The sequence below is a fragment of the Streptomyces sp. NPDC097981 genome, from assembly GCF_040302565.1.
Classification (GTDB): domain Bacteria; phylum Actinomycetota; class Actinomycetes; order Streptomycetales; family Streptomycetaceae; genus Streptomyces.
Map to the genome: position 1 here is coordinate 96,177 of NZ_JBEORW010000024.1, position 21,168 is coordinate 117,344.

Below are 21,168 nucleotides of genomic sequence, written 5' to 3' on the forward strand. Positions count from 1 at the left end.
CCGGCGCGGGCCGGCCGCGGAGGACGACCGGCCCAGGCACACGGCGGACCCCGGCGTCAGCCGACCACCCGCCCGATCAGGTAGACGGCGGGAGCGGCGGCCGCCAGCGGCAGCGCGACACCCGCCGTCATGTGGACGAACTTGGACGGGTAGTCGTACGCGGCCACGCGCAGCCCGATCAGCGCGCACACCCCGGCGGCCAGGCCGAGCAGCGCCCCGCTCGCCCCGACGGAGGTCAGTCCGCCGACCGCGATGCCGGCTCCGGCGGCCGCGGCCAGCGAGACCCCGATGGAGGCCGGGGGCGGCAGCGGCAGCGCGCGGGCGAACACGGCGACCGCGACGGCCACCGCGCCGACGCTGACGGCGGCGGAGTCGGCGGCCAGGTAGCCGGCGCACACGATCGCGAGCGCGGCGGAGGCCACGGAGGCCATGAGGCCGTACATCCGCTCGTCGGGGTCGGCCTGGCTGCGCAGCTGGAGGACCAGCGTGAGCAGTACCCAGGCGCCGAGGGTGCCGATGATCGCGCCGGGGCCGTACGTGTCGTCCACGGCGAGCACGGCGCCGTCGGCGACGAGGGCCCCGAGGAAGGCGAGGGCGATGCCCTGGCGGGCGGGCCACATGCCGTTGAGCCGGAACCAGCCGGCCGCGGTGAGCCCCTGGAGGGCGATCAGCGGCACGAGCAGCGCGAGGTCCCCGACGGCGGCGGCACCGGCCAGCAGCAGCCCGAGGGCGGCGGTCAGCACGGCCGGCTGCGGGCCGGGGTCGATGATCGGCGACCATCCCTCGGCGCGGGCCTGGGCGGGATCGACGGCACGCAGGGTGTTGCCTCCGAGGGTGGGCGGGGAGTACTCCGGCTCCTCGCCCGGGGCGGCGGAGCCGAAGGCGGCGACGGGGGCCGCCGGCTGCGCGGCCGGAGCGGGCGCGGCCGGGGCGGCCGGCTCACCGGCGCCGGGGCCGGGGTACGGCGGGAGGTAGGCCGTCTGCGCGGCGGCGTCGTCCGCCGGGGCGGCGGGCTGGGGCGGCAGGTAGGCCGTCTGCTCGGCGGCGGAGCCCTGGGTCCAGGCGACCCCGGAGCCCCCGCTCGGCGGCCAGTCGGCCGCGGGGGCGGCGGCTGCGGCACGGGCCGCGGCGGCGGGCGCCTCGTCCCGGAACCAGCCCTCCGGAACGGCGGACTGCGGCTGCGGCTGCGCCTCAGCAGCGGCCGGACCGGGGTACGGCGGCAGGTACGCGGTCTCCGCCGCCGCGGCAGCCGGCAGCGCCTCCGCAGCAGCCGGACCCGGATACGGAGGCAGATACGCCGTCTCCGCCGCCGCGCCAGCCGGCTGAGCCTCTGCAGCAGCCGGACCGGGGTACGGAGGCAGGTACGCCGTCTCCGCCGCCGCGGCGGGCGCGGGAACGGCTGCGGCCTGGGACCAGCCCGGGGCCTCGTCCCGGAACCAGCCCTCCGGCGCGGCCGGATGCGGCTCGGCCACGGCCGGACCCGGGTACGGCGGCAGGTACGCGGTCTGCTCGGCTGCGGCGCCGGAGCCGTCCGGCCACGGCACGCCCGCGCCGCCCTGGGACCAGCCCTGGGGGTCGGACTGAACCGGGAGCGGGGCCTGGGCCTGGGAGACGGGGGCCTCGTCCCGGAACCAGCCCTCGGGTGCCACGGGCTGGTCGGGCTGGACCGGCTGGGGTTCCTGGACCGGCTGGTAGCCGGTGTCCCAGGTGTCCGACTGCCAGGTCTGGGTCCCGTACGGGTCCTGCTGGTGCTGCTGGTGCTGCTGTTCCTCGGGAGTGCTCATCGGTTTCCGCTCACCCGCCCGCGAACGGCGGGAGCACCTCGACGGTGCCCCCCTCGGTCAGCGGAACGGCATCGTGCGGGCGCTTGCCCACGGGCTCGTCGTTCACGAGGAAGGAGCAGCGCTGCAGGACACGGGTCAGCTCCCCGGGGTGGCGTTCCCGCACGGCGTCGAGCGCCTCGGCCAGTGTCTGCGCCGAGTACGGCTCCTCCGCCGTCTTGGCCGCGGCCTTGGCCGCCGCCCAGTAGCGGATGGTTCCGGTTGCCACTGCAGCTCCTATCGTCGGCTCTCTACCGTCGGCCTCCATGATGACCCCTCCCGCCTGCTGGTCCGGCGTGCCTCCGCGCGCCCCGCGTGCGCCCGGGCGGTCTGCCGTACGTCCATCCATCCGGCGAAAGCGGGGCATAAGGTGGGCGTAAGGGTGGTAGGAACCACAGAAGAGGTGGAGGTCGAGGCCTCTGCCACGCACCGGCGGGTGGGCTATTCTGCTGGCGAGAGGATCCGGGCAACGTTGCCCCCGGGTCCTTTTGTGCTTTCAGCACGTTGAACGGACCGAGAACAGTGGTGTCCGTCGGGCCTCAGGGCGCGGGGACCGGCGAGGCGCCACACGCACCACGTACGAAGCAGTACCGCGAAAGTCCTCGACGGGACCGAGGAGGAACCGACGTGATGGACCAGCGAACCGTGCAAGAACGCTCCGACCGGGCAGGTGGTCGGGCATGAGCTCCCTCCTGCTGCTGACCAATGCCCTGCAGCCGTCCACCGAGGTGCTGCCCGCCCTCGGCCTGCTGCTGCACAACGTCCGGGTGGCCCCCGCCGAGGGCCCGGCCCTCGTGGACACCCCCGGCGCCGACGTCATCCTCGTCGACGGCCGCCGCGATCTCCCACAGGTGCGCTCACTGTGCCAGCTGCTCCGCTCCACCGGCCCCGGCTGTCCGCTGATCCTCGTCGTCACGGAGGGCGGCCTGGCGGCCGTCACCGCCGACTGGGGCATCGACGACGTCCTCCTCGACACCGCGGGCCCGGCCGAGGTCGAGGCGCGGCTGCGGCTGGCCACCGGCCGCCAGCAGCTGGGCTCCGACGACTCCCCGATGGAGATCCGCAACGGCGACCTGTCGGTCGACGAGGCGACGTACTCGGCGAAGCTGAAGGGCCGGGTCCTCGACCTCACGTTCAAGGAGTTCGAGCTCCTCAAGTACCTCGCGCAGCACCCGGGCCGGGTCTTCACCCGGGCCCAGCTGCTCCAGGAGGTCTGGGGGTACGACTACTTCGGCGGCACCCGGACGGTGGACGTCCACGTACGGCGGCTGCGCGCGAAGCTCGGCCCCGAGCACGAGTCGCTGATCGGTACGGTCCGCAACGTCGGCTACCGCTTCGTCACCCCGGAGAAGGTGGAGCGGGCCGCTGCGGAAGCAGCGGCACAGGCTGCGGCGAAGGCCGCGTCGCAGGCCGCGTCGCAGGCCGCGTCGCAGGCCGCGGCCCAGGCTCCGGAGGCCGTCCCCCGTATGGAGGAACCTCCTGCGATCGTCCAGTCGGCAGGAGGGCCTGCCCAGAGGTAGGTCACCCCGCGTAGACTCCCGGGCGTGGCCAAGGTGACGCGGGATGACGTGGCGCGACTTGCGGGTACTTCTACCGCCGTCGTGAGCTACGTGATCAACAACGGACCCCGGCCGGTTGCCCCGGCCACGCGCGAGCGTGTACTCGCCGCGATCAAGGAGCTGGGCTACCGCCCGGACCGGGTCGCCCAGGCGATGGCGTCGCGGCGCACCGACCTCATAGGCATGATCGTGCCGGACGCGCGCCAGCCGTTCTTCGCGGAGATGGCGCACGCGGTCGAGCAGGCCGCCGCCGAGCGCGGAAAGATGGTCCTGGTCGGGAACTCCGACTACCGGGACGAGCGCGAGGTCCACTACCTGCGGGCCTTCCTCGGGATGCGGGTCTCGGGCCTGATCCTGGTCAGCCAGGGCATGAGCGAGCGCGCCGCCTCGGAGATCGAGGCCTGGGACGCCCGTGTGGTCCTGCTGCACGAGCGGCCGGAGGCCATCGACGACGTCGCGGTCGTCACGGACGACATCGGCGGCGCGCAGCTCGCCACCCGCCACCTGCTGGAGCACGGACACGAGTACGTCGCCTGCATCGGCGGGGTGGAGAACACCCCGTCGGTCGGCGACCCGGTCGCCGACCACGTCGAGGGCTGGCGCCGGGCCATGCAGGAGTCGGGCCGTTCGGTGGAGGGCCGGCTCTTCGAGGCCCCGTACAACCGCTACGACGCGTACCGCGTGGCGCTGGAGGTGCTGTCGGGGCCGGATCGGCCGCCGGCCATCTTCTGCGCCACCGACGACCAGGCGATCGGTGTCCTGCGCGCGGCGCGGGAGCTGCGCATCGACGTGCCGGGCGAGCTGGCGGTGGCCGGCTTCGACGACGTCAAGGAGGCGGCCCTCACGGACCCGCCGCTGACGACGATCGCTTCGGACCGCCCGGCGATGGCCCGCGCGGCCGTGGACCTCGTCCTGGACGACGGCCTGCGGGTGGCCGGCTCGCGCCGCGAACGCCTGAAGCAGTTCCCGTCGGCACTGGTGGTCCGCCGCTCCTGCGGCTGCCTCTGATTCTGTCCTCAAACGCCGCTCGGGCTGCACGTAGCCCGGGCGGGCGGGTTTATATCGGGCATACAAGGTTCTGTCGGGCTTCTCAGGCGGGACTCAGGAAGCTCTCATGATCCGCGGACACAGTCGGAGTCATGACCGAAAGCTTCCGCCGCGAAGGCGAGTATCCGCAGGAGCACCGCCCGACTCCGAGCGCCCGTGAGCAGCCGGCGCAGGCACAGGCCGACGGGGCCTGGCCGCCGCCGCCCGCGCACCCGCCCGCCGCGGCCCCGGGCTGGCACGAGGCACACCGGCCGGCGACGGCCTGGGGCGAGAACGTCCCCCCGGCCTCCGAGGCCCCGGCGGGCCCCGCGCACACGGCCCGCGCGAAGCGGCCGGTCGCGCTGCTCGCCGCCGTGGCGCTGGCCGCCGCCGTCGTCGGGGGCGCCACCGCCGTCGGTGTGGAACAGCTGCTCGGCTCCCAGGACCGCAGCGGCGGCGGCATCAACGGCACCAACGTCTCGCAGTCCAGCAACGGCACCGTCTCCGGAGTGGCCGAGCAGGTCAGCCCCTCCGTCGTACGCATCGACACCACGACCGGGTCCGGTCAGGGCACCGGCTCCGGCATCGTGATCACCGCCGACGGCGAGATCGTCACCAACAACCACGTCGTGGACGGCGCCACCGAGATCCAGGTGACCATGAGCGACGGCAAGAAGTACGCGGCGAAGACCGTCGGCACCGACCCCGACAAGGACCTGGCCCTCATCAAGCTCCAGGGCGCCGGAGGCCTGAGGCCGGCGAAGCTCGGCAATTCCGACGGCCTCAAGGTCGGCGACCAGGTCGTCGCCATCGGCTCCCCCGACCGCCTCACCGGCACGGTCACCAGCGGTATCGTCTCGGCCTTGAACCGCGAGGTCAACGTGCCCAAGTCCGAGCAGCAGGCGCCCCAGCGGCAGCGGAGCGACGGCGGCTGGCCGTTCTCGTACGACGGCCGGCAGTTCAACGGGAACACCGGATCGAACACCACCTCGTACAAGGCCATCCAGACGGACGCCTCCCTCAACCCGGGCAACTCCGGCGGCGCCCTCGTCAACATGAACGGCGAGATCGTGGGCATGCCCTCCGCGATCTACTCCCCCTCCAGCGGCGGCTCCACCGCCGGCAGCGTCGGCCTCGGCTTCGCCATTCCGGTGAACACGATCAAGGCCGACCTCGCCTCCCTCCGCAAGGGCGGCACCGGCAGCAGCGACGACAGCGGCACCGGCAGCCCCACCGACCCCTTCGGCACCTCGTACTAGGCGTCCCGTGCGAGCCTGGTACGACCGACCACGACCCCTGGGGGACCGAAGATGAATCCGGCCGAAGGCGACCCGCAGCGCATCCTCGTCGTGGACGACGAGCCGGCCGTGCGGGAGGCCCTGCGCCGCAGCCTCGCCTTCGAGGGGTACGCCGTACAGACCGCCGTCGACGGGCTCGACGCCCTCGACAAGGCGGCCTCGTACGCCCCCGGCCTGATCGTGCTCGACATCCAGATGCCCCGGATGGACGGCCTGACCGCGGCCCGCCGGCTGCGCGCCGCCGGCAGCACCACCCCGATCCTGATGCTCACCGCCCGCGACACCGTCGGCGACCGCGTCACCGGCCTCGACGCGGGCGCCGACGACTACCTCGTCAAGCCCTTCGAGCTCGACGAGCTCTTCGCCCGCGTCCGCGCCCTGCTGCGCCGCAGCGCGTACGCCGCCCCGCGGCCCGGCGGCGGGGGCGCCGGGGCCGCCGACAGCACGGACGCGCTGGCCTTCGGCGACCTGCGCATGGACCTCGCCACCCGCGAGGTCACCCGGGCCGGGCGCCCGGTGGAACTGACCCGCACCGAGTTCACGCTGCTCGAAATGTTCCTGGCGCACCCGCGCCAGGTGCTGACCCGCGAGCAGATCCTCAAGACCGTCTGGGGCTTCGACTTCGAACCCAGTTCCAACTCTCTGGACGTGTACGTCATGTACCTGCGCCGCAAGACCGAGGCCGGCGGCGAGCCCCGCCTGGTCCACACCGTGCGCGGGGTGGGCTACGTGCTGCGCGCCGCCGGGGCCGGCGACTCCGGTGGTCCCGAGTGAGCCCGGCCGCCAGGTTCCGTGCGCTGCCCCTGCGCTCGCGGCTCGCACTGCTGGTCACGGTCGCGGTGGCGGTCGCCGTCGCGGCCGTCGCCGTCGTCAGCTGGTTCATGGTCCGTACGCAGCTGAAGGGCCAGCTGGACAGCTCGCTGCGCTCCACCAACGCGAGCGCGCAGGCCAACCAGACGCTGCCGCAGCTCGGCTGCCGGGAGCAGGTGCCCGGCGCCATCGTGAACAACCTGAGCGCGCAGGTGCAGATCGTGCTGCCCACGGGCGGGCGGTGCTGGGTGGACGGCAAGAACACCCTCCCGGTGACCGGGTACGACCTTGAGGTCGCCCGGGGCGAGCGCGGGCCCGTGCTGTACGACGGCCACACCACGGACGGCACGCCCGTACGCGTCTACACCCAGCCGGTGAACGTGACCGGGCCGGTGGGCGGCAGCGTCGCCATCTCGGTCGCCAAGCCGCTCGCCGACATCGACAAGCCGCTGTCCACCCTCACCTGGGTGCTGCTCTTCGTCTGCGGGGTCGGTGTCGTCGGCGCCGGCGCGGCCGGCCTGTGGGTGGCCCGTACGGGGCTGCGGCCGGTCGACGAACTCACGGGGGCGGTCGAGCACATCGCCCGCACCGAGGACCTGAGCGTGCGGATCCCGCACGAGGGCGACGACGAGATCGCCCGCCTGTCGCGGTCCTTCAACTCGATGACGGCGGCCCTCGCCTCCTCCCAGGAGCGGCAGGCGCAGCTGATCGCGGACGCCGGCCACGAGCTGCGCACGCCCCTGACCTCGCTGCGGACCAACATCGAGCTGCTGGCGCGCAGCGAGGAGACCGGCCGGGCCATCCCGCCCGAGGACCGCAGGGAGCTGCTGGCCTCGGTCAAGGCGCAGATGACGGAGCTGGCCTCGCTGATCGGGGACCTCCAGGAGCTGTCCCGCCCGGACGCGGCCCCGCCCGCCAGGCTGGAGGTGGTGGCCCTGCACGAGGTCGTGCAGACGGCGCTGTCCCGGGCCAGGCTGCGCGGCCCGGAGCTGGACTTCACGTCCGACCTGGCGCCCTGGTACGTGCGGGGCGAGGCGGCGGCGCTGGAGCGGGCGGTGGTCAACGTGCTGGACAACGCGGTGAAGTTCAGCCCGCCGGGCGGCGTGGTGGAGGTCTCGCTGCGGGCGGGCGAGCTGACCGTACGCGACCACGGCCCCGGTGTCCCGGCCGACGACCTCCCGTACGTCTTCGAGCGGTTCTGGCGGTCCCCGTCGGCGCGGGCCCTGCCGGGCAGCGGGCTCGGCCTGTCGATCGTGGCCCGTACGGCGCAGCGCGCGGGCGGCACCGCCGAGCTGCGGGCCCCGGCGGACGGCGGCCCGGGCACGGAGGCGCTCCTGCGCATCCCGGGCGCTCCGGCCCCGCCGCCGGCCGGCCGGCCGGAGCCGGCCGGGGCGGACGGGTCGTCAGTTGTGCCGGATGAGTGAGGCGACGAGGCCGGAGCGGGTGTTCGGGAAGTCCATGGGGACGATCCCGAGCCCGGTCCGGCCGGCGAGCTCGGACCCGTCGACGAAGGCGTGCACCTGCGGGTTCAGCCGGTCGGAGTTCCAGCGCGGCGGCATGTACGCCGAGGTGCTGGTGTAGTTCACGAAGAGCTTGCCGGGCTGCTGGACGGCCCGGCGGAACTGGTTCTCGATCTTGCCGCGCTTGGCGAACGGCTCGGCGTTCCAGTCGTCCTGGATGTCGAAGACGTTGCCGTCGCCGTAGCGCAGGCCGGGCAGCCCGCCGTTGTCGGCGAGCAGGACCACCTTCCCGCGGGCCTCGCCGAGGGCGGGCAGGGTGTCGGCGATCCGGAACAGCGGGCGCCAGCCCCGGTGGTCGAGGTAGTCGTCGAAGACGGCGCGGAAGGTGGCGTCGCTCTCCTCGGAGTACTCCTGCTTGAGCCGCATCAGCACGGTTTCGGAGGGGTGCGCGGCGAGGAAGTCCGCGCAGGCGACGAGGACGTCGCCGAACATCAGGCCCTGGTAGAAGGAGCCGTGGTGGATCGCGAACGACCCCCCGGTGACTCTGCAGCGGACGTCCAGGAAGCGGATCCCCGCGTCGAGCTGCTCGGCGATCGAGGTGTTCTGGCAGGCGACGAAGAGCCCGCCCTGGCGGGCGCCGGAGTCGTGCGTGCCGGGGATGGTCATGCGCTGCAGGGCCGTGGAATCGCCGAGTCCGGCCATCCAGTCCTGCGTACCGAGTGCGCTGCGGGCGCCGAGCGTGCGCGCGGACGCGGGGGCCGCCGCTCCGAGGCCCAGGGCCGCGCCCGTGCCCGCCGCCATCGTCCCGACCAGGAATGCCCGTCGATCCAGTGCCATGTCCGCCCCTTTGCCGACCCGGTGATGAGACCGGAGTATGGCGTGCGGGACCCGCCTTTACTACCTGTCGGTAGCGCTTACCTTTCGAGCAACTCCGCCATGGTGCGCAGGCCTTGGGCGAGCTCCCGGCCGGTCGGCGCCTGCTCCTGGTCCGTCAGCGTCTGCACCATCACACCGGCCAGCAGCGCGATGTGCACCGACCCGAGGGACCGCACGTCCTCGTCGGCGACGGCGTCCTCGGGGACCCCGAGCAACTGCGCGGTCACCATGCGGCGGGAGCGGCGCTGGCCCTCGGCGAGGGTTGCGAGCAGCTCGGGCGTGGACTGCGCGTGGACGAAGGCCTCGACGGAGGCGATCCAGAGCCAGCGCATGTCGCCGAAGTCCCGGATCTTGCGGTCCCACGTGTCGGCGTACCGCTCCTCGGTGGTGTCCCCCTGGCCGGCGAGGCGGCCGGATCCGGCGGACCACTCGTCCATGGCGGCGAACAGGGCGAGGTTGAGCAGGGCCTCGCGCGAGCCGAAGTGGTAGCCGATCGCGGCCATGCTCACCTTCGACGCCGAGGCGATGTCGCGCACGGTCGTGCGCAGGTACCCCTTCTCCTCCAGGCAGCGGCGCGCTCCGGCCAGCAGGTCCTCGCGATTTCCCATGGCGGGATCGTATCCGCGCCGCGTTTTAGGCAGCCGCCCAAGACATTCGTATTGCGCACTTGCCCAAATCCTGGCAGGCTCATGTCCCGTAGAACACACAGCCGTCACCGCAGGACACACAGGGGAGAGCAGAACCATGCGCCACACGCTGACGATCGACGACCGCACGCTGTCGTACCGGGACTTCGGCGGCCCGGGCCGCCCGCTGCTCGCCCTGCACGGGGGCATGTCCGAAGGCATCGCCTTCGCCGGCCTCGCCGAGGCCCTGGGCGACGCCTGGCGGGTCATCGCCCCCGACCAGCGCGGCCACGGCGACTCCGACCGGGCCGCCGACTACAGCCGCGCCGGTTACGTCTCCGACGCCGTCGCACTGCTCGACCACCTCGGCCTGGACGCCCCCGTCGCCCTCCTCGGCTACTCCCTCGGCGGCCTCAACGCCGTCCACCTGGCCGCCGCCCACCCCGACCGGATCTCGGCGCTCATCGACGCGGAGGGCGCCGTGGAGATCAACCCCACGGGCGGCGCATGGATGGACTTCCTCCGGGCCATGCAGTACACCGCGCCCACCCGGGAGGAACTCCTCGCCGCGGCCGGGCCGGTGGGATCCCAGTTCGTCGCCGAGGCGCTGCGCCCGCTCCCCGACGGGGGCTGGCGGCTGCCGTTCCACCCGCAGGACATGCTCGACTCCGTCGAGGCGTGCCGCGGCGACCACTGGGACGCCTGGCTCGGGAGCGCGTGCCCGGCGCTGCTGATCCACGGCACCCGCAGCACGTCCCTCCCGCAGGAGCAGGCCGACGCGCTGGTCACCCGGCGGCCCGGGACCTCGTACGCACCCGTGAACGGGGACCACTTCATGCCGTTCACGAACCCGGAGGCCTTCTACGAGGCCGTCGGGAAGTTCCTGGCCACCCTCTGACCCCTCCCCCTCCGTCACGGGGGAACGGGGGACCGGAGGAACGCCGAAGGGGCGGCGGGCCGCAAGGCCCACCGCCCCTTCGGGCGTGCTCTACGCAGGTGCTGGGTGCTACTGGACGACCGTGATGCGGTCCGCCGCCGGCGGGGCGATCGGGGCCGCAGCCGTCGACTTGCCCAGGTAGGCGTTGAAGGCCTCCAGGTCGGGCACGCCGACCAGCTTGTTCTTGTAGTCCTTCAGCACGGTGAAGCCGTCACCGCCACCCGCGAGGAACTCGTTCATCGCGACCCGGTAGGTCTTGGCGGGGTCGATCGCCGCACCGTTCAGCTTCACCGAGTCCACGACGATGCGGTCCGCGCCCGTCTTCGTCATGTCCAGGGTGTACGTGAAGCCCTTCGAGACCTGGAGGATCTTCGGGTTCGGGCCGTTGACCGGGCCGCTCACCTGCTGCTGGAGCGCGGTGATCAGCTGCGCACCCGTCAGGTCCACGATGTTCATCAGGTTGTTGAACGGCTGGACCGTGTAGGACTCGCCGTACGTCACGACGCCGTCGCCCTCGTCACCCGCGGCCTTGTAGGCCAGGTCGGCACGGATGCCGCCCGGGTTCATGATGGCCAGCTGCGCGCCGCCCTTGTCCGCCGGGGCCGTGGCCTCCAGCTGCGCGTCGGCGATCAGGTCGCCGAGCGGCTTCTCCGGGGCCTCGGAGCCGCGGCCCGAGATGTCCGCCGAGATGTAGCCCATCGGACGGTTGGCGACCGGGGCGGCCAGCGCCTTCCAGCGGCCGATCAGCTCGGTCATGTCCGGGGCCTTCGGCACGTCCCGGCTGACGACCTTGTTGACCGGCTTCGGCGCGACGGCAGCCGTGCGGACGATGTCCTTGGTCTGGCGGTCGTACGTCAGCGTGGTGTCCGTGAACAGGCGGCCGTAGGAGGCGGCCGAGGTCACCATGCGCGGGTTGCCCGCCGGGTCGGGGATGTTGCACGCGTACGCCTGGTGCGTGTGGCCGGTCACCAGCGCGTCGACCTTCGGGTCCACGTTCTTGGCGATGTCCACGATCGCGCCCGAGATGCCGGCGCCGGCGCCCGGGGTGTTGCAGTCGTAGTTGTACGCGCCGTTCGCAGGCAGGCCGCCCTCGTGGATCAGCGCCACGATCGACTTCACGCCCTGCTTGTCCAGCTCCTTGGCGTACTTGTTGATCGTCTCGACCTCGTCGCCGAACTTGAGGCCCTTGACCCCGTCGGCGGTCACGACCTCCGGAGTGCCCTCCAGGGTGACGCCGATGAAGCCGATCTTCACGTCCCCCTTCTTCCAGATGAAGGTGGGCGACATCAGCGGACGCTGGGTCTTCTCGTCGGTGACGTTCGCGGCGAGGTACTTGAACTCGGAGCCCGTGTACTCCTTGCCGTACTCGAAGCATCCCTCGACCGGGTGGCAGCCGCCGTACGCCATGCGGCGCAGCTCGGTCTTGCCCTCGTCGAACTCGTGGTTGCCGACGCTGGTGACGTCCAGCTTCAGCTTGTTCAGCGCCTCGACGGTGGGCTCGTCGTGGAAGAGACCGGACAGCATCGGGCTGCCGCCGATCATGTCGCCGGCCGCGGCCGTGACGGAGTACTCGTGACCCTTGCGGGCCTCGCGCAGGCCGGTCGCCAGGTACTCGACACCACCGGCCGGTATCGCCTTGGTGGTGCCGTCCGCCTGACGCTCGGTCACGGTGCCGGAGGATCCCTGCGGCGGCTCCAGCGTGCCGTGGAAGTCGTTGAACGACAGCATCTGCACGTCGACGGTGCGGCTCTTGCCCGCACCGCCACCACTCGCGGCACCGGCCGGCAGTGCGGCCGCGACCATCGCTCCGGCCCCGGCCGTGACGGCGAGGGCGGCGAAGGTCAACCGGCGGGCTTGGCGGTGCCGTTGTGGCGTTGCTGACATTTAATCCCCTTTTGGACAGCGGTAAAACTCGGGAGGTCTGGCGCAGCCTATGGTCAACGCGCGTAGCACGACAGGGGGTACGGGTATCGAGCTGGTTACGTGCAGAAGGCGGATCCCCGCCGGACCGCGCCCGCACACCACCGCGGGCGCGGTCCGCGGCCGTAGGCTCGATACATGACCGACGACGCAGCAGCGGCCCTTGAGCCAGGACGCCAGATCCAGACCCTCGACGAACTGACGGAGGAACAGGCCGACGCCGTTCTCGCCCTCATCGAGGACGCGGCGCGCACGGACGGCACCACCGCCGTGTCCGAACAGGGCCGCCTCCAGCTGCGCGGCGGGCGCCGCGACGGGATCCGGCACTTCCTGCTCACGGAGAAGGGCCGGCTCGCCGGATACGGGCAACTGGAGGACACCGACCCGGTGGAGGCCCCCGCCGCCGAGCTCGTCGTCCACCCCGCGCTGCGCGGGCGCGGGCACGGGCGGGCACTGGGCTCGGCCCTGCTGGCCGCCTCCGGCAAGCGGATCCGGGTGTGGGCGCACGGCGGCAAGTCCGCCGCCCGCCACCTCGCGCAGGTCCTCGGCCTGACCCTGTTCCGCGAGCTGCGCCAGCTGCGCCGCCCGCTCGGCCCGGAGGCGCCCCCGCTGCCCGAGGCGGTGCTCCCGGCCGGGGTGACCGTACGCACCTTCGTGCCCGGCCAGGACGACGCGGCCTGGCTCGCGGTGAACGCGGCCGCCTTCGCCCACCACCCCGAACAGGGCTCGCTGACCCAGCGGGACCTGAACGACCGCATCGCACAGCCCTGGTTCGACCCCAAGGGCTTCTTCCTCGCCGAGCGGGGCGGGGAGCTCATCGGCTTCCACTGGACGAAGATCCACGCCGAAGAGCGGCTCGGGGAGGTCTACGTGCTCGGCGTCCGCCCCGGCGCCCAGGGCGGCGGCCTCGGCAAGGCCCTCACCGCGGTCGGCCTGCACCACCTCGCCGGGGCGGGCCTGCCCACCGCGATGCTGTACGTGGACGCCGACAATCCGGCCGCGCTCGCCGTCTACGAGGGCCTCGGATTCAGCACCCACGAGGTCGACCTCATGTACCGCACGGAGAGCTGATGCGGTGACCGGACACGCTCACCGGTAACCGGGGAATCAGCACGGACACCGCCGGCGCAAGGCCGGCCCGCGCAACGCCGGGCGCCGCAAGGCCCGGCAGCACGAGGCCGGGCCGACCCGGCCCGCCCGGCGCCTCGGGCACCAGCGCGGACACCGGCAGCCGGGGAAACACGCGGGTCCGTGCAGGCGCCAGCCCTGCCCCGCAGGCCGTACGCGGGCAGGTCCCGCCCGCGGACGCCGGGTCGCGGGCCGGGCTCCCGGGCACGCCCGGCACCGCGGACACCAACCCGGACACCGGCAGCCGGGAAAAGCACGCGGGTCCGTGCAGGCGCCAGCCCTGCCCCGCAGGCCGTACGCGGGCAGGTCCCGCCCGCGGGCACCGGGTGGCGGGCCGGGCTCCCGGGCACGCCCGGCACCGCGGGCACCAGCCCAGGCACCGGCAGCCGGGAAAAACGCGCGGGTCCCGGCACGCGGCCGGGCGGGCGCCGGGCAGGCCCGCTCCGCCCGACCCCGCACGCCGTCCGCGGGCAGGTCCCGCCCGCGGGCACCGGGTAACGTGCCGGGCTCACCGCCACGGGCACCGCCACGGGCAGCGGCACGGGCACCGGCACCGCACCTGCACCGCACGGGCACCGGCACCGGCACCGGCGGGTGGTCCGCCGGACCCCCCGCGCGCGGGGGCATTCCGGGCGCGGAAAAGACGTACTCGTGCACCACCCGGAGCCTGGAAGCCATACGCCATTCACCGGACCTTAAGACGCGCTTGCGACTCTCCCCGCATGCAGCCCCGACTCCGACTGACGGCGAACCCTTCCGACGCGCCTGTCCTGCCGCTTGCGCGGAACAATGGAGTCATGAGCCACCAGCCCAGCGCAGGCCCCACCGAGGTCCCCGCCCAGCACACGTCTCACACGTCCGCCGCCGCCTCCCCCGGCCCGGTGACGAAACCCGCGCGGATCGGCTCCATAGCCGCACACCGTCCGCATTCCGGCCTCGCACCCGATCTCGACGCCGACCTGGACGCGTACGACGACAAGGACGGCGGCGAGCTCCCCCCTGGGCGGTTCCTCGACCGCGAGCGCAGCTGGCTGGCCTTCAACGAGCGGGTCCTGGAGCTGGCCGAGGACCCGGCGACCCCGCTCCTGGAGCGCGCCAACTTCCTGGCGATCTTCGCGAGCAACCTCGACGAGTTCTTCATGGTCCGCGTCGCCGGCCTCAAGCGCCGCATCGCGACCGGCGTCGCCACGCGTTCGGCCTCGGGCCTCCAGCCCCGCGAGGTGCTCGACCTGATCTGGACGCGCTCGCGCGAGCTCATGGCCCGGCACGCCGCCTGCTTCCAGCAGGACATCGCCCCGCAGCTCTCCGAAGAGGGCATCCACCTCATCCGCTGGCCCGACCTCACCGAGAAGGAGCAGGCCCGCCTCTTCACGCTGTTCCGGAACCAGATCTTCCCGGTGCTCACCCCGCTGGCCGTGGACCCCGCGCACCCGTTCCCGTACATCTCCGGCCTCTCCCTGAACCTGGCCGTCGTCGTCCGCAACCCCGTCAGCGGCCACCGCCACTTCGCCCGCGTCAAGGTCCCGCCGCTGCTCTCCCGCTTCCTGGAGGCCTCCCCGCAGCGCTACGTCCCGCTTGAGGACGTCATCGCCGCGCACCTGGAGGAACTGTTCCCCGGCATGGAGGTGCTCGCCCACCACATGTTCCGGGTGACCCGCAACGAGGACCTGGAAGTCGAGGAGGACGACGCCGAGAACCTGCTCCAGGCCCTGGAGAAGGAGCTCATGCGGCGCCGCTTCGGCCCGCCGGTGCGCCTGGAGGTCGAGGAGTCCATCGACCCCGGTGTCCTGGACCTCCTCGTGCAGGAACTGAACGTCTCCGCCGCCGAGGTCTACCCGCTGCCCGGTCCGCTGGACCTGACCGGCCTCTTCGGCATCGCCTCCCTGGACCGGCCCGAGCTGAAGTACCCCAAGTTCGTCGCCGGCACCCACCGCGACCTCGCCGAGGTCGAGTCCGCGTCCGCGCCCGACATCTTCGCCGCGCTGCGCGAGCGGGACGTGCTGCTGCACCACCCCTACGACTCCTTCTCCACCTCCGTGCAGGCCTTCCTGGAGCAGGCCGCCGCCGACCCGGACGTCCTCGCGATCAAGCAGACGCTGTACCGGACCTCCGGCGACTCCCCGATCGTGGACGCCCTGATCGACGCCGCCGAATCCGGCAAGCAGGTCCTCGTACTCGTCGAGATCAAGGCCCGCTTCGACGAGCAGGCCAACATCAAGTGGGCCCGCAAGCTGGAGGAGTCCGGCTGCCACGTCGTCTACGGCCTGGTGGGCCTCAAGACCCACTGCAAGCTGTCGCTCGTCGTCCGCCAGGAAGGCGACACGCTGCGCCGCTACTCCCACGTCGGCACCGGCAACTACCACCCCAAGACCGCCCGCCTGTACGAGGACCTCGGCCTGCTCACCGCCGACCCGCAGGTCGGCGCGGACCTCTCCGACCTCTTCAACCGGCTGTCCGGCTACTCGCGCCGCGAGACCTACCGCCGGCTGATCGTGGCCCCGCGCTCGCTGCGCGACGGCCTGATCTCGCGCATCGACAAGGAGGCCGCCCACCACCGGGCCGGCCGCCCCGCGTACGTGCGCCTCAAGATGAACTCGGTCGTCGACGAGGCCCTCATCGACTCGCTCTACCGGGCCTCCCAGGCGGGAGTGCCCGTCGACATCTGGGTCCGCGGCATCTGCGCCGTGCGTCCCGGGGTCCCCGGACTCTCGGACAACATCCGGGTCCGCTCGATCCTCGGCCGCTTCCTGGAACACTCCCGGGTCTTCGCCTTCGGCAACGGCGGCGAGCCCGAGGTGTGGATCGGCAGCGCCGACATGATGCACCGCAACCTCGACCGCCGCATCGAGGCACTGGTCAGGGTCGCCGACCCGGCCCACCGCGCGGCACTGGACCGGATGCTGGAGACCGGGATGTCCGACTCCACCTCCTCCTGGCACCTGGGCCCGGACGGCGAGTGGACCCGGCACAGCACGGACCACGAAGGCCAGCCGCTGCGGCACGTTCAGGAGATGCTCATAGACGCCCGGAGGCGCCGGCGTGGCTCTGCCAAACCATGACCTGACAGCGAGTGGAAAGGGCTCCGCGGGTGACGTGCTCGGCACGTACCTGCGGGCCCAGGCCACCGCCTTCCTGCGCGGGCTCCGCCTCCACGAGGAGTGGGGGTCCCCCCGGACGGAGTCTGGGGGAGGGGCCGACGCCGCGGAGGGCAGCGGTGCGGCGCGCAGCCTGCGGGGGGCTGCGCGCCGGATCAGCGGGTCCCTGGCCACCTTCCGGGTGGTGACCGAGTCCTCCTGGGCCGACGGTCTGCGCACCGAGCTGGTGTGGCTGTCCTCGACCCTGGCGGACGAGCACGCGTACGCCGCCCGGCTGACCCGGCTGATGGACGCCCTGCACCGGCTGTCGGGCTCGCCGGAGGTGCCCGCGCCCCGGGCCGCCGCAGGCGCGCTGACGGTGGGCTCGGCGCGGGCCGGCGCCCTGCTGGAGCGGCAGCTGACCCTGGCCCGTACCCGCGCCCACTCGGCGACCCTCCAGGCGCTGGGCTCGTCCCGGTTCCACGCGGTCGCGGACGCGGTGGCCGTCCTGGCCTCCGAGGTGCCGCTGGACCCGATCGCCGCCGGGGGGCGGGTGGACGATGTCCTGGTCCCGCTGGCGGAGGTGGCCCACACCCGGCTGACCGCGGCCGTCTCGGCGCTGCCGCATGCCGCCGAGGCCCATCCGTACGACCCCGGCCACGACGGCTCCTGGCACGAGGTGCGCAGGCTGCTGCGGGTCCACCGCTACGCCCGGGAGGCCCTGGGCGAGGACGTGGCCCGGCTGGCGGCGGCCGGCGAGGCCCTGGACCGCCACCGCGACGCCGCCGAGGCCGCGGCCGCCTCGGCCACGGCCGCCCGCACCCCGCGGATCGCCCCGGCGACGGCGTACGCGCTGGGGGTGCTGCACGCCGATCAGCGTCACGAGGTGGAGGCGGCCCGGTTCACGTTCCAGGACCTGTGGCAGCCGGCGGCGGCCACCGCCCCCTGACCGAAAGGATCCGGCCAACCCGCCGGGTCGGCGCCCTCTCCGGGCACCGGCCCGGACATCGGCCGGCGAGGGTCACATAACGGTAACGACAGGACAACGGCGGATGACACTCCGGAGCAAACCCAGCCATCCACACCGGGCCGTCCGCCATGGTTCACCATCCGTTCACTTGGCCCGGTCGGCCGCTTCACCTGATCTGCCTAATTTCAGTGGTGCACGGAGCGCGTCGCCGAACGGATCGGACGGCACACCGTGCACCTGACGTAGTCCTCTTCGCACGCCGCCCCGAAACAGAAAGCGGCCGGCGGCTTCTGGAAGGAACACCCGAAAGTGAAGCTTCAGCGCAAGAACCGGCTTCGTGCCTCCGCCCTCGGGGCCCTCGTCGTGTCCGGCGCCCTGGTCCTCACGGCGTGCGGCTCGGACGACAACACGAAGGACGGCGGTTCCGCCAGCGGCAAGCCGTCGGCCGCCGCCGCGGGCGACATCAAGTGCGACGGGGCCAAGGGCAAGCTCCTGGCCTCCGGGTCCTCCGCCCAGAAGAACGCGGTCGACCTGTGGGTGAAGAACTACATGGCCGCCTGCTCCGGCGTCGAGGTGAACTACAAGTCCTCCTCCTCCGGTGAGGGCATCGTCGCCTTCAACCAGGGCACCGTCGGCTTCGCGGGCTCGGACTCCGCGCTGAAGCCCGAGGCCGTCGAGGAGTCGAAGAAGGTCTGCACCGGCGGCCAGGGCATCGACCTGCCGATGGTCGGCGGCCCGATCGCGCTCGGCTTCAACGTCGCCGGCGTGGACAAGCTGAACCTGGACGCCACCACGATCGCCAACATCTTCAACGACAAGATCAAGAAGTGGGACGACGAGGCGATCAAGAAGCTGAACCCCGGCGTCACGCTTCCCTCCACCGCGATCCAGGCGTTCCACCGCTCCGAGGACTCGGGCACCACCGAGAACCTGGGCAAGTACCTCAAGGCCGCCGCTCCCGAGGCCTGGACGTACGAGGCCGCCAAGAAGTGGCCGGCCCCCGGTGGCCAGGCCGCCTCCGGCTCCGCCGGTGTCGCCTCGCAGGTCAAGGCCGTTGACGGCGCGATCGGCTACTTCGAGCTCTCCTACGCCAGCTCGCAGAGCATCAAGACGGTCGACATCAACACCGGTGCGGCCGCCCCGGTCAAGGCGTCCTCCGAGTCCGCCTCCAAGGCCATCGCCGCCGCCAAGATCGCCGGCACCGGCTCCGACCTGGCGCTGAAGCTCGACTACACCACCAAGGCCGAGGGTGCCTACCCGATCGTCCTGGTGACCTACGAGGTCGTCTGCGACAAGGGCAACAAGGCCGAGACGCTCCCGACCGTCAAGTCCTTCCTGACCTACACCGCCTCGGACGCGGGCCAGAAGGTCCTCTCCGAGAACGGCTACGCGCCGATCCCGGCCGAGATCAACTCCAAGGTCCGCGAAGTCATCAACTCGCTGTCCTGACAACTGAACCCCGAGTGCCGGGCAGTTCCCGTCCGAACTGCCCGGCTTTCGGGGGCCCTCCCCTCCACCCAGGGGATCCGGTGCACCGCCGCCAGGGGGACAACCCCCCACCCAGACCGGAAAGATCATGGCTTCCACCACACCCACCCAGATAGACCAGGCTCCGCCTGTCTCCAAGAGCGGAAGGTCCACCGGCCGTGCCGGTGACAAGATCTTCGCAGGGCTCTCCAAGGGCTCCGGCATCCTGCTCCTGGTGATCATGGCGTCGATCGCCGGCTTCCTCACCTACCGTGCCTCGATCGCACTGTCGAAGAACGAGGGCAACTTCCTCACCACCTTCGACTGGAACGCGTCGGCCAACCCGCCCGTCTTCGGCATCGCCGTCCTGCTCTTCGGCACCGTCGTCAGCTCGATCATCGCGATGGCCATCGCGGTTCCGATCGCCGTCGGCATCGCCCTGTTCATCTCGCACTACGCGCCGCGAAAGCTGGCCGCGCCCATCGCGTACGTGGTCGACCTGCTGGCCGCCGTGCCGTCGATCATCTACGGCATCTGGGGCGCGCTCTTCCTCGTACCGCAGCTCGGGGGCCTCAACCTCTGGCTCGACGAGTACTTCGGCTGGACCTACGTCTTCGACAAGACCCAGGTCGGCGTCGCCCGCTCGCTCTTCACCGTCGGCATCCTGCTCGCGATCATGATCCTGCCGATCGTGACCAGCGTCAGCCGCGAGGTCTTCCTCCAGGTCCCGCGCATGAACGAGGAGGCCGCCCTGGCCCTCGGCGCGACCCGCTGGGAGGTCATCCGCATGTCGGTGCTGCCCTTCGGCCGCTCCGGCGTCATCTCCGCCTCGATGCTCGGCCTCGGCCGCGCCCTCGGCGAGACCATGGCCGTCGCGACGGTCCTCTCCCCGAGCTTCCTGATCTCCGGCCACATCCTGGACCCGGGCGGCGGCACGTTCGCGCAGAACATCGCCGCGAAGTTCGACGAGGCCAACGAGTTCGGCCGCGACGCCCTGATCGCCTCCGGCCTCGTCCTCTTCCTGCTCACCCTGCTGGTCAACGGCGCCGCCCGGCTGATCATCGCCCGACGCAAGGACTTCTCGGGGGCGAACGCCTGATGAGCCACGCAATCCAGGACCAGCGCCCCACCCGGGCCCACAAGTCCGCCGCCCCCGCCGGCCTCACCCGGGGCGGCCTGCCCCGCTGGGCCCCGGCCGCCATCGCGGTCCTCTCGATCGTCCTCGGCTGCGGCATCGGCCTCGTCGCCGGCCTCGAAAGCAAGATCCAGTGGGGCCTGATCGCCTCGATCCTGTTCATCGCGATCACGTACGCGGCCAGCGCGGTGGTCGAGAACCGCCGCCAGGCCAAGGACCGGGTCGCGACCTCCCTCGTGTGGGTCTCGTTCGTCCTCGCGGTCGTCCCGCTGCTCTCGCTGATCTGGACCACGGTCAGCCGCGGAATGAAGGCCCTCAACGCGGACTTCCTGAGCCACTCGATGAACGGCGTCACCAGCTTCGAGGAGGGCGGCGGCGTCTACCACGCGCTGCTCGGCACCATCGAGCAGGTCGCCCTGGCCGCCCTGATCGCCGCGCCGATCGGCCTGCTGACCGCCGTCTACCTGGTCGAGTACGGCCGGGGTTCGCTCGCCAAGGCCGTGACCTTCTTCGTCGACGTCATGACCGGCATCCCCTCCATCGTCGCGGGCCTGTTCATCCTGACGACCTGGAACCTGGCGCTCGGCTTCGGCCCCTCCGGCTTCGCCGGCGCGATGGCCCTGTCGATCCTGATGATGCCCGTCGTGGTCCGCTCCACCGAGGAGATGCTCAAGCTCGTCCCGAACGAGCTGCGCGAGGCCGCCCTCGCCCTCGGCGTCCCGAAGTGGCGCGTGATCCTCAAGGTCGTGCTCCCCACCGCCATCGGCGGCATCGCCACGGGCCTCATGCTGGCCGTCGCCCGCATCGCCGGCGAGACCGCCCCGATCATGCTCCTGGTCTTCGGCACCCAGCTGATCAACGGCAACCCCTTCGAAGGTGCTCAGTCCTCGCTCCCGCTGTACATCTGGGAGCAGTACAAGGTCGGCAGTGACGCCTCCTACGACCGGGCATGGGCCGCAGCGCTCGTCCTGATCGCCTTCGTCATGATCCTCAATCTGGTGGCCCGCGGCATCGCCCGCTGGAAGGCCCCGAAGACCGGTCGCTGACGCGACCACATGAAAG

Annotated in this window: 17 protein-coding genes; 12 read left to right on the top strand and 5 right to left on the bottom strand. The window is 72.4% G+C overall.

All coding sequences use genetic code 11. The annotated features are described in order from the left end of the window. Window positions 1–56: 56 nt before the first annotated feature. Window positions 57–1,784: a hypothetical protein gene (locus ABTY04_RS23335; RefSeq protein ID WP_502996700.1), complete on the bottom strand. Its 1,728-nt coding sequence runs from the start codon at window positions 1,782–1,784 to the stop codon at window positions 57–59. Between the two features lie 10 nt (window positions 1,785–1,794). Then, window positions 1,795–2,049: a MoaD/ThiS family protein gene (locus ABTY04_RS23340; protein ID WP_054222580.1), complete on the bottom strand. Its 255-nt coding sequence runs from the start codon at window positions 2,047–2,049 to the stop codon at window positions 1,795–1,797. Window positions 2,050–2,500: 451 nt separating this feature from the next. Between ABTY04_RS23340 and ABTY04_RS23345 the strand changes: the two genes are divergently transcribed. The 5 genes from ABTY04_RS23345 (at window position 2,501) to ABTY04_RS23365 (ending at window position 7,937) form a co-directional block, all read left to right on the top strand. Then, complete coding sequence (locus ABTY04_RS23345; protein WP_352215298.1) at window positions 2,501–3,340, top strand: response regulator transcription factor; 840 nt, start codon at window positions 2,501–2,503, stop codon at window positions 3,338–3,340. A gap of 24 nt (window positions 3,341–3,364) precedes the next feature. Further along, complete coding sequence (locus ABTY04_RS23350) at window positions 3,365–4,387, top strand: LacI family DNA-binding transcriptional regulator (protein WP_352215299.1); 1,023 nt, start codon at window positions 3,365–3,367, stop codon at window positions 4,385–4,387. 131 nt (window positions 4,388–4,518) lie between these two features. Next, the gene (locus ABTY04_RS23355; protein WP_352215300.1) at window positions 4,519–5,664 is read left to right on the top strand and encodes a S1C family serine protease; all 1,146 of its coding nucleotides are present in this window, start codon (window positions 4,519–4,521) and stop codon (window positions 5,662–5,664) included. Between the two features lie 51 nt (window positions 5,665–5,715). Next, entirely contained in the window at window positions 5,716–6,477 is a 762-nt protein-coding gene (locus tag ABTY04_RS23360; RefSeq protein WP_352215301.1) for a response regulator transcription factor, read from the top strand. Then, window positions 6,474–7,937 (top strand): sensor histidine kinase, encoded by a 1,464-nt coding sequence (locus ABTY04_RS23365; protein ID WP_352215302.1) that lies wholly within the window; start codon window positions 6,474–6,476, stop codon window positions 7,935–7,937. The genes ABTY04_RS23360 and ABTY04_RS23365 overlap by 4 nt, the downstream gene beginning before the upstream one ends. Here the strand turns inward: ABTY04_RS23365 and ABTY04_RS23370 are convergent. After that, on the bottom strand, window positions 7,917–8,810 hold the full coding sequence (locus tag ABTY04_RS23370) for a phosphatidylinositol-specific phospholipase C (protein ID WP_352215303.1): 894 nt from the start codon (window positions 8,808–8,810) through the stop codon (window positions 7,917–7,919). The two genes, ABTY04_RS23365 and ABTY04_RS23370, sit on opposite strands and share 21 nt — an antisense overlap. A 77-nt stretch (window positions 8,811–8,887) precedes the next feature. After that, a complete protein-coding gene (locus tag ABTY04_RS23375; protein WP_352215304.1) occupies window positions 8,888–9,457 on the bottom strand; it encodes a TetR family transcriptional regulator in 570 nt (189 codons plus the stop codon). Window positions 9,458–9,593: 136 nt separating this feature from the next. On the opposite strand from ABTY04_RS23375, the gene ABTY04_RS23380 reads away from it, so the two are divergent. After that, on the top strand, window positions 9,594–10,373 hold the full coding sequence (locus ABTY04_RS23380) for an alpha/beta fold hydrolase (protein WP_352215305.1): 780 nt from the start codon (window positions 9,594–9,596) through the stop codon (window positions 10,371–10,373). A gap of 108 nt (window positions 10,374–10,481) precedes the next feature. Here the strand turns inward: ABTY04_RS23380 and ABTY04_RS23385 are convergent, their stop codons facing one another. Next, window positions 10,482–12,296, bottom strand: coding sequence for a bifunctional metallophosphatase/5'-nucleotidase (locus tag ABTY04_RS23385; RefSeq protein WP_352215306.1), 1,815 nt, complete (start codon window positions 12,294–12,296; stop codon window positions 10,482–10,484). Window positions 12,297–12,470: 174 nt separating this feature from the next. On the opposite strand from ABTY04_RS23385, the gene mshD reads away from it, so the two are divergent. From mshD to pstA, 6 genes are all read left to right on the top strand, one after another. Beyond that, window positions 12,471–13,403: a mycothiol synthase gene (gene mshD / locus ABTY04_RS23390; protein ID WP_352215307.1), complete on the top strand. Its 933-nt coding sequence runs from the start codon at window positions 12,471–12,473 to the stop codon at window positions 13,401–13,403. Window positions 13,404–14,257: 854 nt separating this feature from the next. Further along, a complete protein-coding gene (locus ABTY04_RS23395; RefSeq protein WP_352215308.1) occupies window positions 14,258–16,519 on the top strand; it encodes an RNA degradosome polyphosphate kinase in 2,262 nt (753 codons plus the stop codon). Next, window positions 16,500–17,483, top strand: coding sequence for a CHAD domain-containing protein (locus tag ABTY04_RS23400; protein WP_352215309.1), 984 nt, complete (start codon window positions 16,500–16,502; stop codon window positions 17,481–17,483). Before ABTY04_RS23395 ends, ABTY04_RS23400 begins: the two co-directional genes overlap by 20 nt. A gap of 330 nt (window positions 17,484–17,813) precedes the next feature. Continuing rightward, window positions 17,814–18,953: a phosphate ABC transporter substrate-binding protein PstS gene (pstS, locus tag ABTY04_RS23405; protein WP_352215310.1), complete on the top strand. Its 1,140-nt coding sequence runs from the start codon at window positions 17,814–17,816 to the stop codon at window positions 18,951–18,953. A gap of 127 nt (window positions 18,954–19,080) precedes the next feature. Then, complete coding sequence (pstC, locus tag ABTY04_RS23410) at window positions 19,081–20,070, top strand: phosphate ABC transporter permease subunit PstC (protein ID WP_352215311.1); 990 nt, start codon at window positions 19,081–19,083, stop codon at window positions 20,068–20,070. Then, the gene (gene pstA, locus ABTY04_RS23415; RefSeq protein WP_352215312.1) at window positions 20,070–21,152 is read left to right on the top strand and encodes a phosphate ABC transporter permease PstA; all 1,083 of its coding nucleotides are present in this window, start codon (window positions 20,070–20,072) and stop codon (window positions 21,150–21,152) included. Before pstC ends, pstA begins: the two co-directional genes overlap by 1 nt. Window positions 21,153–21,168: the final 16 nt, after the last annotated feature.

Coding starts and splice junctions, on each gene's coding strand:
- ABTY04_RS23335 (WP_502996700.1), bottom strand. CDS start 1,784: ATGAGCACTCCCGAGGAACAGCAGCACCAGCAGCACCAGCAGGACCCG.
- ABTY04_RS23345 (WP_352215298.1), top strand. CDS start 2,501: ATGAGCTCCCTCCTGCTGCTGACCAATGCCCTGCAGCCGTCCACCGAG.
- ABTY04_RS23355 (WP_352215300.1), top strand. CDS start 4,519: ATGACCGAAAGCTTCCGCCGCGAAGGCGAGTATCCGCAGGAGCACCGC.
- ABTY04_RS23360 (WP_352215301.1), top strand. CDS start 5,716: ATGAATCCGGCCGAAGGCGACCCGCAGCGCATCCTCGTCGTGGACGAC.
- ABTY04_RS23370 (WP_352215303.1), bottom strand. CDS start 8,810: ATGGCACTGGATCGACGGGCATTCCTGGTCGGGACGATGGCGGCGGGC.
- ABTY04_RS23375 (WP_352215304.1), bottom strand. CDS start 9,457: ATGGGAAATCGCGAGGACCTGCTGGCCGGAGCGCGCCGCTGCCTGGAG.
- ABTY04_RS23380 (WP_352215305.1), top strand. CDS start 9,594: ATGCGCCACACGCTGACGATCGACGACCGCACGCTGTCGTACCGGGAC.
- ABTY04_RS23385 (WP_352215306.1), bottom strand. CDS start 12,296: ATGTCAGCAACGCCACAACGGCACCGCCAAGCCCGCCGGTTGACCTTC.
- mshD (WP_352215307.1), top strand. CDS start 12,471: ATGACCGACGACGCAGCAGCGGCCCTTGAGCCAGGACGCCAGATCCAG.
- ABTY04_RS23395 (WP_352215308.1), top strand. CDS start 14,258: ATGAGCCACCAGCCCAGCGCAGGCCCCACCGAGGTCCCCGCCCAGCAC.
- pstC (WP_352215311.1), top strand. CDS start 19,081: ATGGCTTCCACCACACCCACCCAGATAGACCAGGCTCCGCCTGTCTCC.
- pstA (WP_352215312.1), top strand. CDS start 20,070: ATGAGCCACGCAATCCAGGACCAGCGCCCCACCCGGGCCCACAAGTCC.